The 13,162-nt window shown below is 65.1% G+C and carries 13 protein-coding genes; 4 read left to right on the top strand and 9 right to left on the bottom strand.

Annotated features, from left to right (window positions below):
• Positions 1-87: 87 nt before the first annotated feature.
• A complete protein-coding gene (locus RSE12_19930) occupies positions 88-234 on the top strand; it encodes a hypothetical protein (protein ID WRH62596.1) in 147 nt (48 codons plus the stop codon).
• A gap of 32 nt (positions 235-266) precedes the next feature.
• On the opposite strand, the gene RSE12_19925 is transcribed toward RSE12_19930, so the two are convergent.
• Both RSE12_19925 and RSE12_19920 read right to left on the bottom strand, forming a co-directional pair.
• Positions 267-614: a DUF2794 domain-containing protein gene (locus RSE12_19925; GenBank protein ID WRH62595.1), complete on the bottom strand. Its 348-nt coding sequence runs from the start codon at positions 612-614 to the stop codon at positions 267-269.
• A 243-nt stretch (positions 615-857) separates the two neighbouring features.
• Positions 858-1,853, bottom strand: a complete 996-nt coding sequence (locus RSE12_19920) for an asparaginase (GenBank protein WRH62594.1) — start codon at positions 1,851-1,853, stop codon at positions 858-860.
• Positions 1,854-2,038: 185 nt separating this feature from the next.
• Between RSE12_19920 and RSE12_19915 the strand changes: the two genes are divergently transcribed.
• Complete coding sequence (locus tag RSE12_19915; GenBank protein ID WRH62593.1) at positions 2,039-2,563, top strand: invasion associated locus B family protein; 525 nt, start codon at positions 2,039-2,041, stop codon at positions 2,561-2,563.
• 49 nt (positions 2,564-2,612) lie between these two features.
• Here the strand turns inward: RSE12_19915 and RSE12_19910 are convergent, their stop codons facing one another.
• Together RSE12_19910 and RSE12_19905 are read right to left on the bottom strand one after the other, a co-directional pair.
• The gene (locus RSE12_19910) at positions 2,613-2,891 is read right to left on the bottom strand and encodes a type II toxin-antitoxin system RelE/ParE family toxin (protein WRH62592.1); all 279 of its coding nucleotides are present in this window, start codon (positions 2,889-2,891) and stop codon (positions 2,613-2,615) included.
• Positions 2,892-2,952: 61 nt separating this feature from the next.
• Positions 2,953-3,216 (bottom strand): type II toxin-antitoxin system ParD family antitoxin, encoded by a 264-nt coding sequence (locus tag RSE12_19905; protein WRH62591.1) that lies wholly within the window; start codon positions 3,214-3,216, stop codon positions 2,953-2,955.
• A 138-nt stretch (positions 3,217-3,354) separates the two neighbouring features.
• On the opposite strand from RSE12_19905, the gene rlmN reads away from it, so the two are divergent.
• The gene (gene rlmN / locus RSE12_19900) at positions 3,355-4,563 is read left to right on the top strand and encodes a 23S rRNA (adenine(2503)-C(2))-methyltransferase RlmN (GenBank protein ID WRH62590.1); all 1,209 of its coding nucleotides are present in this window, start codon (positions 3,355-3,357) and stop codon (positions 4,561-4,563) included.
• Between the two features lie 101 nt (positions 4,564-4,664).
• Here the strand turns inward: rlmN and RSE12_19895 are convergent, their stop codons facing one another.
• Positions 4,665-5,918: a cation:proton antiporter gene (locus RSE12_19895; protein ID WRH62589.1), complete on the bottom strand. Its 1,254-nt coding sequence runs from the start codon at positions 5,916-5,918 to the stop codon at positions 4,665-4,667.
• Positions 5,919-6,169: 251 nt separating this feature from the next.
• Between RSE12_19895 and RSE12_19890 the strand changes: the two genes are divergently transcribed.
• Positions 6,170-7,375, top strand: coding sequence for a crosslink repair DNA glycosylase YcaQ family protein (locus tag RSE12_19890; protein WRH62588.1), 1,206 nt, complete (start codon positions 6,170-6,172; stop codon positions 7,373-7,375).
• A gap of 110 nt (positions 7,376-7,485) precedes the next feature.
• On the opposite strand, the gene RSE12_19885 is transcribed toward RSE12_19890, so the two are convergent.
• From RSE12_19885 to dapE, 4 genes are all read right to left on the bottom strand, one after another.
• Positions 7,486-8,736, bottom strand: coding sequence for a lytic murein transglycosylase (locus RSE12_19885; GenBank protein ID WRH62587.1), 1,251 nt, complete (start codon positions 8,734-8,736; stop codon positions 7,486-7,488).
• Positions 8,737-8,841: 105 nt separating this feature from the next.
• Positions 8,842-11,100, bottom strand: a complete 2,259-nt coding sequence (rnr, locus tag RSE12_19880; GenBank protein WRH62586.1) for a ribonuclease R — start codon at positions 11,098-11,100, stop codon at positions 8,842-8,844.
• Positions 11,101-11,407: 307 nt separating this feature from the next.
• Positions 11,408-11,827: a GNAT family N-acetyltransferase gene (locus tag RSE12_19875; protein ID WRH62585.1), complete on the bottom strand. Its 420-nt coding sequence runs from the start codon at positions 11,825-11,827 to the stop codon at positions 11,408-11,410.
• Positions 11,828-11,840: 13 nt separating this feature from the next.
• Complete coding sequence (gene dapE / locus RSE12_19870) at positions 11,841-12,986, bottom strand: succinyl-diaminopimelate desuccinylase (GenBank protein ID WRH62584.1); 1,146 nt, start codon at positions 12,984-12,986, stop codon at positions 11,841-11,843.
• Between the last annotated feature and the right edge of the window lie 176 nt (positions 12,987-13,162).

Here is a 13,162-nt window from a genome sequence, read left to right as displayed (position 1 = left end):
GAACGGTTCATATCCATCTTGAAAAAGTGAACCGATGGGTTCATATCTGGAAAATGAACGAAACGGTTCATTTCTGGAGTGGAAACAATGAAGCGCCTTGCCCCCCTTGCCGTGATCCTGTCGATCCTTGCCGGCCCGAGCGTTGCCGGTGGGTTCAGCTTTGACCTGCCCGTGCTGACCTGGCCCAGCGATGGCGCGACGATTCTGGGAACAAAATCAGCGACGAAGCCCTGAGGCGGCACTGTCGCGGCCCCAAAGCGGGTGCGTCAGTCCACGGAACGGATGAGCTTGCGTTCCAGCACGCGCAGCACGGCCGCAAGGTCGTGCCCGCGGCGCAGCACCTGGCCATCCATGCCGACGACGGCGTAGATGCCTTGGCGGGAGCGGAGTTTCGGGTGTTTCTCGATCCGGTAGAGCGGGTTTTCCGCCGTGCGGCGGAAGATGGCGAAGACGGCATATTCCCGCAGCGTGGAGATGCCGTAATCGCGCCATTCGCCCAAGGCCACCATGCGCCCGTAAAGCGTAAGGATCAGCGACAGTTCGTGCCGATCAAAGCTGACCTGATCGGTCATGCGGGTGGATTGGGGGAAAGGGGTCGGTGGTTGGACCGTCATTTCCCGATCTTACGCGCTTGGGCGGGCAAATCAAGCCTTGGGGATGCCGTGAAGAGTCCGCAGGAATACCCCGATCTGATCTGATTTCCGCCCTTATCGGACGTCATACATCCTTTCAGACGACAGGCCGGGGTCGGTATCACAGCCCCCACCAAGCGTCGGCCTCGGCCGGTCTGTCGTAATCGGAGGCCCCCGTCAGAGCGACGGGGGCCTTTCGATTCCTGGGTCTTTCAAAGGTGGCGATCACGGAAAGCCGGGGGCGCTTTGGATGATGCCCGTTTCCATGCCGCGCCAGTTCTTTTGCACTGCATCGAGGCGCTTTTTCGCGGCCGGATGGTTGGCGTCGAGGACGCCGAGTTTGACAAGCAGCGCGGTGATTGCGCCTTCGGCGCCGCGGGTGCCGCCATCGGTGACTTTCAGCGCGATGCCCATCTTGCGTTCGGGGATGATGGCGATGAACACCGCCTCGGCCCCGGTCTTGATGGCGACGCGGCCGTCCATTGCGCGCATCAGTTCGGTGCAGGAGCGGGATTCGCCGGCGACCATTTCGGGATGGGTGGCCATGGAATGGGTCAGGCGGTGCATGGCGCGGTCGCGCGCATCGCGTGTGCCGGTGGCGGCGGCGAAGCGGGCCATGGCGCGGGCGAGGCCGTGGACGGAGGTGGCGAAGTTTGGGGCAGAGCAGCCGTCGATGCCGTAGCCGGGCGAGGTTTCGCCCGTGGTTTCCTCATGCGCCTGTTTGACGGCAATCTGAACGGGGTGGTCGAGGTCGATGTATTCGGACCCGCCCTTGAGGTGGCGGTTGAGGGTGAGGAAGCCCGAATGTTTGCCCGAGCAGTTGTTGTGGCACTGGCAGGGTTTTTCATCCGCCTTGATGAGGCGGTTCCGCTCGGCAATGTCATAGGGTTCATGTGCGCCGCAGCGCAGATCGGCATCGGACAGGCCAAGATCGGCAAGCCAGCGGGTAACGGCCTCGGTGTGGATCGCCGCGCCCTGATGGCTGGCGCAGGACAGCGCGATCTGGCGGTCGGTCAGGCCATGGGCATCGGCGGCGCCGGATTCGAGGAGCGGCAGGGCTTGCAGCATCTTGCAGGAGGAGCGCGGGAAGATGGTGGCGGTCGGGTCGCCCCAGCTTTCGACGATCTGGCCCGTCTCATCGCAGATGACGGCATGGCCGAGATGGGTGCTTTCCAGCATTCCCCCCCGCCAAAGTTGGATCATGGGGACGGGCGCGGTCATCGGGTTCCTCCATCAGCGTCACAGATGCGCGATTTTCTGCCCAAGGGGCTTTCGCGGATTGGTCTTTCCAAGTTAAAAGGGGATATCGAGTTGAGACGTTCCGCGCCACAGCAAAAGGTCCGCGTTCCCGATGGGAACGACAGGGCGGTGGGCGGACAAGAGGCAAAGTGCGGAGGCCTAACCCCATGACCACCCTGTTCGGCCGCGTCCTTGGCGCTGCTTTGTTTGCGGCAACCCTGACTGGCGGCGCGGTGTTTGCGCAGGAATCCGATAACCGCGTGGCGGTGACGTCGGATTGGAACGTGTTCACCGAGGAAGAGCCGAAGGAATGCTGGGGGGTGACCGTTCCGAAAGAAACGGTGAACACCCGCGATGGCCAGCCGGTTCAGGCGCGGCGGGGCGATATCCTGCTGTTCGTGACCTATCGGCCCGGCAAGCCGGGTGAGGTGTCGTTCACGGGCGGCTATCCCTTTGCCAACGGGTCCACGGTGACGATGAATGTGGATGGCAACAGCTATGACCTGTTCACCGATGGCGAATGGGCCTGGCCCGCAACGCCCGAGGCGGATGCAACACTGCTGGCGGCAATGAAGGCGGGGACCACGGCCACGCTGACCGCCCGGTCAGAGCGCGGCACGCAGACGCAGGACACGTTCAGCCTGCGCGGCTTTACCGCCGCGATGACGGAAGCCGAGACGCGCTGCAAGTAAGAGCGGTGGCTTTGCCTGACCGAATTTGGCCCCCGTTTGGGGGCCTTTTTCATTCTTGATCAGGTTTCAGAAGACGCGCCAAGATGCGGCTGTCATGGTCTTGCCCGCCGTAGAAGATGGCGAGGATGCGGATGATCTGCCTGTCTTCGATCAAGTCGAAGTAGAAGATCGCTTTGTCTTTGGTGACGCGGCGGATGCTGGCGCCAAGTTCGGGGCAGCGGGTGCCTTGGTAGGGGGCGAGGGTCAGCGCCTCTGCCAAGTACAGGATGGCAGTGAGCCGCGCCTTGGCGATGGCGCGGGCATGGTCGGGAGCATCGCCAAAAGACAAGGCGCTGGATTCAATGAAATTCCGGATCGTCCTGAGATCCTTTCGAGCGCCACCGACGAATTCATGTGTCCATCTCAAGATCGGTCAACTCTTCTTCAAACATCGCGTCGACATAGCGTTTCATCTCTTCGGCAGAAATCGACGGTTCCGACTGCCGCTGCTGGAGCAGGGTACGAAGGGCATCGGTTGCCTCGGAGTCGCGCCGCAGGAGTTCCAGGCCCTGCTGTAGGACGGCGCTGACGCTGCTGTAGCGGCCTTCGGCCACGAGGCGGCGGACGAAGGCATCTTGGGCGTCGGTCAGGGAGATGGAGGATTTGACGGTCATCTTCTTGGCCCCTTGTGGTGCTACTGGGTAGTATGGGGCGGTGCGTGGGGCGGATCAAGGCTGTGCTTTGCAGAGCCTTTTGTTTTTGGGGCGAATCCCCTATATGAACGCCTTCCCAGCCTGTCAGGATCACCGACCATGACCGTCCCTGCGCCGACTTCCGCGCCCATTCCGGCACCCATCACGCAAGATGTGCTGACCATCCCGCGCAAGCTGGTTGAGGGGGGGAAGACCAATATCGTCGGGCTGACGCGGGATCAGCTGCGCGAGGCGCTGATCGCGGCGGGGACGCCGGAAAAGCAGGCCAAGATGCGGCTGGGGCAGATCTGGCAATGGGTCTATCACTGGGGCGTGCGCGATTTTGGCGGGATGACCAATCTGGCGAAGGACTATCGCGCGCTTCTGGAGCAGCATTTCGTGATCGAACTGCCGGAGGTGGTGACACGCCAGATTTCCGAGGATGGGACGCGGAAATATCTGGTGCGTATCGCGGGCGGGCATGAGGTGGAGACGGTCTATATCCCCGAGGAAAACCGGGGGACGCTGTGCATTTCATCCCAGGTGGGTTGCACGCTGACCTGTTCCTTCTGCCATACCGGCACGCAAAAGCTGGTGCGGAACCTGACGGCGGGCGAGATTGTGGGCCAGGTCCTGCTGGCGCGCGACGATCTGGGCGAGTGGCCGGTTCCCGGTGCGCCGAAGGATGAGACGCGGCTGGTGTCCAATATCGTGCTGATGGGCATGGGCGAGCCGCTGTACAATTTCGACAACGTGCGGGACGCCATGAAGGTGGTGATGGACAATGAGGGCATCGCGCTGGGGCGGCGGCGGATCACCCTGTCGACATCGGGTGTGGTGCCCGAGATTGCGCGCACAGCGCAGGAAATCGGCTGTTTGCTGGCGGTGAGCTTTCACGCCACGACGGATGCGGTGCGCGATGTGCTGGTGCCGATCAACAAGAAGTGGAACATCGCCACCCTGCTGGATGCGCTGCGCGACTATCCCGGCCTGTCGAACAGCGAGCGGATCACGTTTGAATATGTGATGCTGGACGGGGTGAATGACAGCAAGGAAGACGCGCATCGGTTGGTGAAGCTTCTGGAGGGGATTCCGGCCAAGGTGAACCTGATCCCGTTCAACGAATGGCCCGGCGCGCCCTATAAGCGGTCGTCTGGCAACCGGATTCATGCCTTTGCCGACATCATCTATCAGGCGGGTTATGCCAGCCCCATCCGCACCCCGCGGGGCGAAGATATCATGGCGGCTTGCGGGCAGTTGAAATCAGCCACGGAGCGGGCGCGGAAATCATCGCGCGAGATCGCGGCAGAGGCCGGGATCGGCGGCTGAGGGTTGTTGTACCGGGGGCGCCCCCGGGGCTCTGCCCCGGACCCCGGGGTATTTGGGCCAAGATGAAGGGCGATTGTGCAGCAGCGGCCGCCCTTCCGGTGTCAACTGGCGGGCTGCGGGGTTTCGGGCGGGGCGTGGCGCACGGTCCAGCGATCCAGCCATGAGAACAGGAGCGGGTTGGCGAGGATCGAGATCAGCGCGCCTGCGACGACAAGATCCTTGGCCTCGGACGGGACGATGGCGAGTTTGACGCCCATCACGATGAGGATGAAGGAAAACTCGCCGATCTGGGCGAGGCTGGTGGCGATGGTCAGCGCGGTGCCCTTTTCGTGGCCAAAGGCGCGGACGATGGCATAGGCGGCCAGCGACTTGACCACGAGGATGATCAGCACCGTGGCGAGCAGGGCCAGTGGGGCCTGAACGACCACCGCCGGGTTGAACAGCATCCCCACGGATACGAAAAACAGCACGGCAAAGGCATCGCGCAGGGGCAGGGTTTCGCGCATGGCCTGTTGGCTGAGCGTGGACGTGGCCATGACCATGCCCGCGAAGAAGGCCCCCAACGCGAAAGAGACGCCGAAGATCTGCGACGAGCCGAAGGCCACGCCAAGGGCGATGGACAGCACGCCGAGGCGGAACAGTTCGCGGCTGCCGGTATGGGCGACGTAGTGCAGGATCCACGGGATCACCTTGCGCCCGACAAGCAGCATCAGCGCGACGAAGGCCGCGAATTTGGCGAGCGTGACGGCGAGGGTGGCGGTGATGGGGCCAAAGCCCAGACGGATCACCTCTTGCGCGGCCTCACCCTCCACCGGTTGGGCGATGCCACCCAAGAGCCCCGCGAGCGGCGGGATCAGCACAAGGGCAAGAACCATGGCCACATCTTCGACGATGAGCCAGCCCACGGCGATGCGCCCCCGGTCGGAGGCGACAAGATCACGGTCCTGCAATGCGCGCAGAAGGACGACGGTCGAGGCGACCGAAAGAGAAAGCCCAAAGATCAGCCCCGCACCGACGCCCCAGCCCATGAGCAGCGCAAGGCCGAGGCCCGCGCCGGTGGCCACAGTGATCTGGCCGAGGGCGCCCGGGATGGCGATGGTCTTGACCGCCAGCAGATCCTTGAGCGAAAAGTGCAGCCCCACCCCGAACATCAGCAGGATTACCCCCAGTTCGGCCAGTTCCGTTGCCAGTTCCTGATCGGCCACATAGCCCGGTGTGAAGGGGCCGATGATGATGCCTGCCAGCAGATAGCCCGCCAGCATCGGCAGGCGCAGGCGCTGGGCGATCAGGCCCAGCAGGAAGGCAAGGGACAGGCCGATCACGATGGTGGCGATCAGGGGCGTTTCGTGGGGCATCGGGCCTCCTTCTTTGGGGCGGGGGTGTGGGGTCGGGAATGGCTGCGCGCTGTCCGCCATCTGCCGGGGGAACAGGCGGCGGTCCTTGGCGGGTTAGCTTGGGGACAGACCGAGACTAAGCATCTGGCGGGGCGATTCAACCGTTGGCTTGGGCGCTGTGATCACGATTTTCGTCGCTATCTTTCAGATTGTTGCGGAATGGCGCGCGGGGGGGCTTTGCGGGGGGTGGGGGCGGCTGCTACGCCTGTGGCATGCCTGTGCCCCTGATCCCCAACGACCTTGCCCGACGGGTGTTTCTGGACCGCCACGCGCTGGCCGAGCCGCCCGTGGGTGCGGCGTCGGGGGCGGGTTTGGCGGGTTTGGTGGGGCGGATCGGCTTTGTTCAGGTCGACAGCATCAACACTGTGGCGCGGGCGCATGACATGATCCTGTGGGCGCGGCGGCAGGCGTATCGGCCGCCTGCGCTGGCCGGGCTGGTCGAGCGGGACCGCGCGCTGTGGGAACATTGGACGCATGACGCGTCGATCCTGCCGGTGGAGGTCTGGCCCTACTGGCGGCACCGCTTCGCGCGGGATGAAGACCGGCTGCGGGGGAATTGGCAGCGCTGGTTCCGCGACGGGTATGAGGCGCAGTTCAGCACCATCCTGAACCGGATCGCGCGGGATGGCCCGGTGAAAAGCGCCGAGGTGGGCGAGGGCGAAGTGCGCGGCAAGGGCGGCTGGTGGGACTGGCACCCGTCGAAGACCGCGCTGGAATGGCTGTGGCGGACGGGGCATCTGGCGATCACCCGGCGCGAGGGGTTTCGCAAGGTCTATGACCTGACGGAACGGGTGATCCCCGCTGCGCTGCGGGCGGTGGAGGTCGAGGAGGCGGCGCTGGTGGATTGGGCCTGCGCCTCGGCCCTGGAGCGGTTGGGGTTTGCGACAGCGCGCGAGGTGCAGGCCTATTGGAACGCGATCACCGTGGAAGAGGTGCGGGACTGGCTGGCGATGGCGCTGCGGGCGGGTCGGGTGGAGGAGGTGGAGGTCGAGGGGGCCTTGGGCGCGCGCAAGCGGTGCTATGCGGTGCCGGGCGTGGTGGGGGTGACGCCGCAGGAACCTCCGGCGCGGCTGCGGGTGCTGTCGCCCTTTGATCCGGCGCTGCGGGATCGGGCGCGGGCAGAGTTCCTGTTCGGCTTCCGCTACCGGATCGAGGTGTTCGTGCCGGAACCGAAGCGGGTGTTTGGCTATTACGTGTTCCCGCTTCTGGAAGGGGCGCGGCTGGTGGGGCGTGTAGATGTGAAGCGGCGCGACGGCGTGCTTGCGGTGCGCGCGCTGTGGCCAGAACCGGGGGTGGTGTTCGGCAAGGGGCGGATCGCCAAGCTGGAGGCGGAACTGGACCGGTTGGCGGCTTTTGCGGGCTGCGAGAGGGTGGATTGGGCCGAGGGGTGGCTGCGCGCGCCGCAGGCACAGCCCTAGTCACCGCCCGTTTCTTGCTGCGGCTCTATCTTCTCTGCGGCAAATATCCTCGGGGGGTGAGGCGCGCAGCGCCGAGGGGGGCAGACAGCCCCCCTTTGCACCAGTGACGTTCAGCGCAGGCGGTCCAGAATATCGATACTGGCAAACCCATCCGGCACCAGACCGACAGTTCGTTGAAAGGCGCGGATGGCGGCGATGGTGTTGGGGCCGATCTTGCCGTCGACGCCGCGTGTGTCATGGCCTGCCGCGGTGAGGCGCTCTTGCAGTTCGCGCCGTTCCTCGCCGGTCAGGGCACGCAGGTCGCGGGGCCATGTGGCGCGGATCGGGGGGCCACCTTTCAGGCGGTCTGACAGATGGCCGATGGCGATCACATAGGCGTCGGCGGTGTTGTAGCGCTCGATCGCGCGGAAGTTGGGATAGATCAGGAAGGCCGCGCCGCGCGCCCCGCCGGGCAGCAGGACGGAGGCCGGGCCGTGATCGGGCAGCGGGCCGCCATCGGCGCTGCGCAGGCCGAGGGCGACCCAATCGGCGGTGGGCTGGGGGGTGATCTTGCCCGCCTGTTCGTAATCAAAGCCGGGGGGAAGGGTAACCTCGATCCCCCAGGGTTGTCCTTTCGTCCAGCCAGACTTCGCCAGATAGGCGGCGGTTGAGGCCAGCGCATCGGTGGGATCATCCGACCAGATGTCGCGCCGCCCGTCGCCGTTGAAATCCACCGCAAAGGATTGATAGCTGGAGGGGATGAATTGCGTATGCCCCATCGCCCCGGCCCAACTGCCGGTGAAACTGTCGGGGTCCACATCGCCGGATTGCAGGATGCGGAGCGCGTCGATCAACTGCGCCTCAAAGAACGGGCCACGGCGGCCGTCATGGGCAAGTGTCGCCAGCGCCCCGATCACGGGGACATCGCCGCGATTGGCACCAAAGCTCGACTCCAGCCCCCAGACGGCGACGACCACCTCTTTCGGCACGCCATAGGTGGCCTCGATCCTGTCCAACAGGGGGGCATTGGCGCGCAGGGCGGCAATGCCGTTGGTGACACGCGCGTCCGAGACTGCGCTGTCGAGGTAATCCCAGAGCGCACGGGTGAATTCGGCCTGATTGCGGTCTTTCTCGATCACATCGGCATTGTAGGTGACATCCTGAAAGGCCCGGTCCAGCGTGGCGGGGGTGATGCCTGCGGCCAGTGCGCGGGGGCGGAAGGCGGCGATCCAATCGCGCAGGCCGTCAGTCTTGGTTGCAGGCACGGTCTGTCCCCCGGCGGCAGTCTGGGTTTGGGCGGAGAGTGGCGCGATGGGGGCGGGTTCTGCAAGGGCGGGCAGCGGCAGAACCGCAGAAAGAAGGGCGAACTGCCGCACGCGCATGGGACCACCTGCCTGTTTGATCTTGTAGATTGCGCCGGAGTGTAGCGCAGGGCGGGGGGGCTGGCAAAGGCGCGGCAGGGCCGGGCGGGCGAAGTTCTGCCGCCCCTAGCGGCGTTTGCGGATGACCTTGCGTTTGGTCTTTGCCTCGCGCGCCGCAAACGGCCCCGGTTTGCGCGGGGCAAAGCGGCCTTTGCGCCCGGTGTTCGGGCTGCGCGGCAGGGCTGCGCCGTCAAGCGACAGCAGTTCCAGCACCAGACCGCCCGTCACGGGGATCGCCTCGGCCAGCCGGACGGTGACGCGTTGACCGATGCCCAGCGTCAGGCCGGTATCGGCCCCCATCAGGGTTTGGGTCTGATCGTCATAGTGAAAGAATTCGCGCCCCACATCGCGGATGGGGATCAACCCATCGGCCCCCGTTTCATCCAGCTTCACGAACAGCCCAAAGCGCTGCACGCCCGAGATGCGGCCTGCAAATTCATTGCCCACGCGATCGGCCAGATAGGCGGCGAGGTAGCGGTCATTGGTATCGCGTTCGGCCATCATGGAGCGGCGTTCGGCATCGGAGATCAGCTTCGCGGTTTCTTCCAGCACCTCGATATCCTGTGCCGACAGCCCGTCATCGCCCCAGCCATGCCCAGAGATTAGGGCGCGGTGAACGATGAGATCGGAATAACGACGGATGGGCGAGGTGAAATGGGCATAAGACCGCAGCGACAGGCCGAAATGGCCAAAATTCTGCGGGTGGTAATAGGCCTGCGTCATGGACCGCAGGGTGGTGATGTTCATCAGCTCATCAAATTCCGTCCCCTGCGCCTGTGCCAGCAGGCGGTTGAGGTGCGCGGTTTTCAGGACCTGCCCTTTGGCAAGGGTGAAACCCGACGCTTCGGCCACTTCGCGCAGGGCGTCCAGTTTCTCGGGGCTGGGTTCTTCATGGACGCGGAACAGGAGCGGGCGCTTGAGCCGGGTCAGTTCCTCGGCCGCGGCGACATTGGCGAGGATCATGAATTCCTCGATCAGCTTATGCGCGTCGAACCGGTCGCGATAGGCGACCGACAGGACCTTGCCTTCGTCCGACAGCACGATCTTGCGTTCGGGCAGGTCCAGATCCAGCGGCTGGCGCAGATGGCGGGCTTTGGTGGCCACTGCGTAGGCGGCGTAAAGCGGCGTGATTACCCGGTCCATGAGGGGGGCGGTGCGGGCGTTGGGGCGGCCATCGGCGGCCTCCTGCACCTCACCATAATGCAGAGAGGCGGCAGAGCGCATCATGCCGCGCACAAAGCGGTGGCTGATCTTCTGGCCTTCGGCATCCAGCTTCAGGCGGACGGCGATACAGGGGCGGTCCACGCCTTCGTGCAGGGAACAGAGATCACCCGACAGGACATCGGGCAGCATGGGAACCACGCGGTCGGGGAAATAGGTGGAATTGCCGCGCTTGCGCGCCTCACGGTCCAGCGGGCTGCTGGGGCGGACGTAATGGGCTACATCGGCGATGGCGACCCAGACGATGAACCCGCCGGGATTGTGGCTGTCGGTATCGGCCTCGGCATAGACGGCATCGTCATGGTCGCGGGCGTCAGACGGGTCGATGGTCACCAGTGGCAGATCGCGCAGGTCTTCGCGGCCTGCCATCGGGGCGGGTTTTGCGGCCTCGGCTGCTGCAATCACGGGATCGGGGAAACGGTCGGGGATGCCGTGCTGGTGGATGGCGATGAGCGAGACGGCCTTTGGCCCCGCCGGATCGCCCAGACGGGCCACGATGCGGGCGCGGGGCAGGCCCATGCGCTTGGGGCCGGACTGTTCCGCCTCGACCAATTCGCCATCGCGGGCGTCGAGTGTGTCGTCGCGGCCGACCATCCATTCCTTGTCGGCGCCTTTGTCGATGCCGATGATGCGGCCTCCTTCGGCGTTCTGGCGGAAGATGCCCAGCAGTTTGATCGGGTTGGTGCCAAGGCGGCGGATCAGACGCGCCTCATACTGCCAGTCGTCGAGATCGACCTTGGACAGGCGGGCAAGGATGCGGTCACCCGCGCCAAGGGCGGGATCGCCCTTCTTGGGGATGAACAGGATGCGGGGGGCATCCTCGGCCTCGCCCTGCCATTCCATCGGGCGCAGGAAGACATCGCCCTGACCATCGGGCGGCAGCGCGGTCAGCAGGGTGACAGGGGGCAGGGCATCGGGGTCGCGATAGGTGCGGGCCTTTTTGGTGAGCGCGCCTTCGTCTTCCAATTCGCGCAGGACGCGCTTCAGGTCGATCCGCGCCGCGCCCTTGATGTTGAAGGCTTTGGCAATGTCGCGCTTGGCGGAAAGACCGGGATTTTCGGCGATCCACTGGAGAATCTGGGCTTTGGTGGGGATATCCTGCATGGGATTGCCCTAGCACGGGTTGTGCGGAAAGGCCATTGCTTCGGGTGTCGCTCCCGGCCCTGCACGCGGGGGCTGTTTGCTCCGCCAGCCAGCGGTTCCTGAACCGGTGGCGAACACAGGGGCCGATCCCCGTGGCTGTTCTGGAACGGATGAAGCGGCTTTCACCTGTTTTCAAATATCCACAAGGGGTGAATTGGCCGGAACGGCCAAGAGGGGACGCGTGCGTCCCCTGACACCGGAGGAGGCGCGGATGCGCCGACGACAGAAAAGGCTTGCGCGGCCCGCTTGCGGGGCGCGCTCCGCTGGATCACAGGGCGAGGATCATGTCGCGGTGGGGGATGCCGGCGTCCATGTATTCGGGGCCGGTGGCGGTGAAGCCCAAGCGTTCGTAAAAGCCGATGGCGTGGGTTTGCGCGCCGAGTTTGGCGGTGGTCAGGCCAAGGCCGCGCAGTTCGGTGATGGCGGCGCGGATGAGCGCTGCGCCAAGGCCGGTGCCGCGATGGGATTTCAGCACGCAAACGCGGCCGATCTTGCCCATATCCCCTGCGATCAGCAGGCGGGCAGAACCAACGGGGGTGCCGCTGGCGGTCGCCAGCAGATGGAGTGCGGTGTCGTCCTTGTCGTCGACCTCATCCGCCTCGGGGACGCCCTGTTCTTCGATAAAGACGATGCGGCGGAGGCTGCGGCAGGTGGCGATGTCACGGGTCGGCTGGATGAGCAGGGTCATGGTCAGGTCTGGGTCAGTTCTGGGCGAAATAGTCGCGCAGGATGCGCGTGTAGATGGATTTGAGCTGGTGGATCTGTGCGACCTCGACCCGTTCATCGACCTGATGCATGGTCTTTCCGACAAGGCCGAATTCGACCACGGGGCAGTGATCTTTCACGAAGCGCGCATCCGAGGTGCCGCCGGTGGTGCTGAGTTCCGGGGTAACCCCGGTTTCCGCCTGAACCGCGCGGGAGATCAGGGCTGACAGGTCACCCGGCGGGGTGAGGAAGCTTTCGCCGGAAATCTGGATGCGCGTGGCGATGGTGACGCCGGTTTCCTGTTCGACCTTTGCCGCCTCGGCCCGCAGCCATGCGGCGACGGCTTCGCCTGTATGGGCATCGTTGAAGCGGATGTTGACGGTGGCGCTGCCTTTGGCGGGGATCACGTTGTTGGCCGGATTGCCGCAATCGATGGTGGTGATTTGCAGGGTGGAGGGGTCGAAATGACCCGTGCCGTCATCCAGCTGATCGGGCAGGCGGGACAGGAGCGTGGTCAGCGCGCGCATGGGGTTCTTGGCGCGGTGGGGATAGGCGGAATGGCCTTGCACGCCCGTTGCCGTGAACCATGCGGTGAGCGAGCCGCGACGGCCAATTTTCATCATCTGGCCCATGTGATCGGGGCAGGTGGGTTCGCCGACAAGGCAGTGGGTCATCCGTTCGCCGCTTTGCGCCATCCAGTCGAGAAGTGCGACGGTGCCATCGGTGGCGTCGCCCTCTTCATCGCCCGTGATGGCCAGGATCACCGCGCCATCGGGCGGGGTGTCGTGGACAAAGTCGATGGCGGCGGCGGCGAAGGCGGCGACGCCGGATTTCATGTCGGTCGCGCCGCGCCCATACATCCAGCCGTCGATCACCGCTGCACCGAACGGGTCTTGCGTCCAGGCGGCGCGGTCGCCCACGGGGACGACATCGGTATGGCCGTTAAAGCCGAAGCTGCGGTTCGCGCCGCGCGTGCCCCAGCGGGCGTAGAGGTTGGCGGTGCCGTTCCTGTCAACCCGCGTGCAGGTAAAGCCTGCCTTGCTGAGCAGGTCTTCGAGCAGGACGAGCGCGCCACCTTCGACCGGGGTCACCGAGGGGCAGCGGATCAGGGCGGCGGTCAGGGCGACGGGATCGGTCGGCATGGCGGTCCTTTCAGGCGGTGCCATGGGGATAGCGCGCGCTGCCGGGGGCTGCAACTGCCTGTGCCGTGGTGGATTTGGGGCCTGCCGGGCCAGACCGTGACCGGTTTGGCGGGGGCGGGACAGACTTCTGCGCGGAATGGGCCAAACTTTTGGACGATTTGCCGAGCATAAGGTTA

Origin of the sequence: Fuscovulum sp. (assembly GCA_035192965.1) — a bacterium.
Classification (GTDB): domain Bacteria; phylum Pseudomonadota; class Alphaproteobacteria; order Rhodobacterales; family Rhodobacteraceae; genus Paragemmobacter.
Note: the sequence above shows the minus strand (reverse complement) of the source record. Positions and strands in the feature narration are given on the sequence as shown.

Excerpts from the sequence above, each read along its gene's own strand:
- RSE12_19930 (WRH62596.1), top strand. The coding sequence starts at position 88 with ATGAAGCGCCTTGCCCCCCTTGCCGTGATCCTGTCGATCCTTGCCGGC.
- RSE12_19925 (WRH62595.1), bottom strand. The coding sequence starts at position 614 with ATGACGGTCCAACCACCGACCCCTTTCCCCCAATCCACCCGCATGACC.
- RSE12_19920 (WRH62594.1), bottom strand. The coding sequence starts at position 1,853 with ATGACCGCGCCCGTCCCCATGATCCAACTTTGGCGGGGGGGAATGCTG.
- RSE12_19915 (WRH62593.1), top strand. The coding sequence starts at position 2,039 with ATGACCACCCTGTTCGGCCGCGTCCTTGGCGCTGCTTTGTTTGCGGCA.
- RSE12_19905 (WRH62591.1), bottom strand. The coding sequence starts at position 3,216 with ATGACCGTCAAATCCTCCATCTCCCTGACCGACGCCCAAGATGCCTTC.
- rlmN (WRH62590.1), top strand. The coding sequence starts at position 3,355 with ATGACCGTCCCTGCGCCGACTTCCGCGCCCATTCCGGCACCCATCACG.
- RSE12_19895 (WRH62589.1), bottom strand. The coding sequence starts at position 5,918 with ATGCCCCACGAAACGCCCCTGATCGCCACCATCGTGATCGGCCTGTCC.
- RSE12_19890 (WRH62588.1), top strand. The coding sequence starts at position 6,170 with ATGCCTGTGCCCCTGATCCCCAACGACCTTGCCCGACGGGTGTTTCTG.
- RSE12_19885 (WRH62587.1), bottom strand. The coding sequence starts at position 8,736 with ATGCGCGTGCGGCAGTTCGCCCTTCTTTCTGCGGTTCTGCCGCTGCCC.
- rnr (WRH62586.1), bottom strand. The coding sequence starts at position 11,100 with ATGCAGGATATCCCCACCAAAGCCCAGATTCTCCAGTGGATCGCCGAA.
- RSE12_19875 (WRH62585.1), bottom strand. The coding sequence starts at position 11,827 with ATGACCCTGCTCATCCAGCCGACCCGTGACATCGCCACCTGCCGCAGC.
- dapE (WRH62584.1), bottom strand. The coding sequence starts at position 12,986 with ATGCCGACCGATCCCGTCGCCCTGACCGCCGCCCTGATCCGCTGCCCC.